Raw genomic sequence first — 2,611 nt, 5'->3', positions numbered from 1 at the left:
AGGGGCAAACTTAGGTCATCCTGGCCAAGGGCGTGGTAAACAAAGCTTAAACAACTGTAATTAATAGCGCTATCCTGGTAAGTTTGCTCAAACCGCAAAAGCTTTTGATAAGGCTCTACCGCCGCTTTGTAATTATGAGTGCGCAAAGCCTTTAACCCGAATGCCGAAAGGTATTCGTACGAGTTGGGTTTGTTTTGACGCATGATCGAATCGCAATAGAGTAAGCCTGCTTTACTGTATTGATCATAATAATCACCTATCCGGTCAAAATCAGCCAGGTCAAAATAACTGCGGACCTGTAAAAACAGGTATTCATACCGCTGCCTGTCAGTCAGAAATTTGATATTTACTTTGCTCAGCGTATCAAGCCCTTCTTTAAACATGCCGGCCGATACCAACACAAAACCCATATTGATACGGGCGTAGTTGATCTTGTTCTGATCCTTAAGTTGGTAGGCGCAGGCATTCAGCTTTTTACAATAAACATAAGCCGAATCATGGATGAATGATTTATAAGCGTTGAACAGCCGCTGGCAATTATTATACCTGTCGTTAAGTGACGAATAGTTTTGCTGAAGATCGGCTTTGAGTTTTTTGATCTCCTCCTGCTTTTGTGCATCGTACTTTGCCCGGTTTTCGAGCACCTGGTTAAGTACTTTTTGAAGACTATCCACATTATCAGATGCCAAAGCCTGTGTTGCCGGTAAAAGCAGGCAGAACATAATAATGCATATGATATGGTTTCGGATACTCAAAGTTTAATTATTGGAAATTGGGCCTAAGTACCAAAGTTAATCAAATCCGGCTTAGTTATAAAGATATCCAATGCAAATCAAATTTTCAGCAGCGTTTCGACAGATATTCTGTTTTGTTGATGGGGGAAACCAACGCCAGGGTTGATGGTACACTTATCGTATCAAAAAAATTACCGATAAAAGCAATAAGTTTTGAACAAAGCGACTTTTACGGATGTTGAAAAAACTGAAATTTCAATACCTTAGAAGCTGTTTAAATTTGATTTGGATGCAGGGACATAATCCGGCTCTGCATCCAAATATTTGCATCTATCTTAATATAGCATCTATATAAACCACGCTGCACGTTGTATAATGGTGGCGTTAATTTAAATGAGAAACAACTTAAAAGAAGCGGTAACAATTAACAAACGGAAGCTGTCCCGGTGGATGTTTGTATCCTTTTTGTTTTTGCTGGCATTAACCGGTATCAATTCAACCATGATCAGGCCGCGCGCCGACTTGAAAAAAATCATCATAAACGGTTATTCACAGGGTACTACTTACCAGGTAACCTATTATGCCGCGGATAGCATTGTAAGCCAGAAACAAACCGATAGCTTGCTGGCCGGCCTTGACAGATCGGTGTCGCTGTATCTGCCTACATCACTCATATGCCAATTTAACAGATCTGCCCGGGGGATAGCGATTGATGAACCATTTTTGGTGCTTGTAAAAAAAGCGATGGAGGTTAACCGCAACACCAACGGATGCGTGGATATCACCGTAAAACCCCTGGTTGATGCCTGGGGTTTTGGTGTTAAGAAGCCTGACAGTTTTCCTGATGCAGCCCGGGTAAAAAGTATCTTGAAAAATGTTGGCCCCGATAAGATCTGGCTGCAAGGCCATTTCCTGCATAAAAAATATCCGCAGGTACAAATAGACCTTAATGGCATAGCCCAGGGTTACGCCGCGGATCTGCTTGGTAATTTGCTGGAGAGCCGGCATATCTACAACTACATGACCGAGATCGGCGGCGAGTTGCGCATCCGCGGTCATAAACCCAATGGCGACCCATTTAAAGTAGGTATCGAAGCAGTCGACGGAAATGATATTATGCCGTCGCCCTTACGCAAAACAATTACACCGGGTGATGGCGCTGTTACTACATCGGGCAATTACCGTAAGCACCTTGAAGCCGGTGGTAAACAGATCTCGCATATTATGGATCCCAAAACAGGTTATCCTATTCAAAACGAAATGATAAGCGTTACCGTTTGGGCCAAAGATGCTATAACTGCCGATGGTTATGATAATGGCTTTATGACCATGGGCTTAAAGCAGACCCTGTTGTTTTTAGCCCGGAGGACCGACATGGGGGCTTACATCATCTATAAAAAAACAGACGGCGCTATTGCCGATACCGTTACCAATGGATTTAAAGGGTATCACCCCAATTAATAAAGATGGAAAGAAGGAATTTTGTAAAAAGCGCCGGATTACTGGCGGGAGGAGCGTTACTTACCAATTTAGATGCGTTTGCAGCGGAGGCGGGTGTAATTAAGATAGGCGTAGTAGGATGCGGCGACAGGGGCAAAGGCATTATGCAGTTGCTTAATCAACTGCCTGATAAATTTAAGATCACCGCTGTTTGCGATGTGCTGGACTTCCGTTTAACTGAAGCCCGGAGTTTAAGTAAAGGCGAACCCTACCGGTCATACACAGATCACCGGCAGTTACTGGATGATAAAAATATAGATGCGGTGGTAGTTGCCGTACCGCTTAACATGCACTATGCCGTAGCCATTGACGTGCTGAAAGCCGATAAACACTTGTACCTGGAAAAAACCATGACCTACAACATTCCGCAGGCATTG

The 2,611-nt window shown here is 43.4% G+C and carries 3 protein-coding genes; 2 read left to right on the top strand and 1 reads right to left on the bottom strand.

The genetic code is table 11. The annotated features are described in order from the left end of the window. Window positions 1-722 (bottom strand): hypothetical protein (locus VF500_RS28640; RefSeq protein ID WP_330862929.1); only part of this gene is annotated, 722 nt, incomplete at its 3' end. Between the two features lie 405 nt (window positions 723-1,127). On the opposite strand from VF500_RS28640, the gene VF500_RS28635 reads away from it, so the two are divergent. Further along, window positions 1,128-2,195 (top strand): FAD:protein FMN transferase, encoded by a 1,068-nt coding sequence (locus VF500_RS28635; RefSeq protein WP_330862928.1) that lies wholly within the window; start codon window positions 1,128-1,130, stop codon window positions 2,193-2,195. A 5-nt stretch (window positions 2,196-2,200) separates the two neighbouring features. Next, window positions 2,201-2,611, top strand: a 411-nt coding sequence (locus VF500_RS28630) for a Gfo/Idh/MocA family protein (RefSeq protein ID WP_330862927.1), incomplete at its 3' end; no start/stop codon positions are given.

Source organism: Mucilaginibacter sp., from assembly GCF_036383575.1.
In the GTDB taxonomy this organism is placed as follows: Bacteria; Bacteroidota; Bacteroidia; order Sphingobacteriales; family Sphingobacteriaceae; genus Mucilaginibacter.
This window is presented reverse-complemented; position numbering and strand designations above follow the sequence as displayed.

Excerpts from the sequence above, each read along its gene's own strand:
- VF500_RS28635 (WP_330862928.1), top strand. The coding sequence starts at position 1,128 with ATGAGAAACAACTTAAAAGAAGCGGTAACAATTAACAAACGGAAGCTG.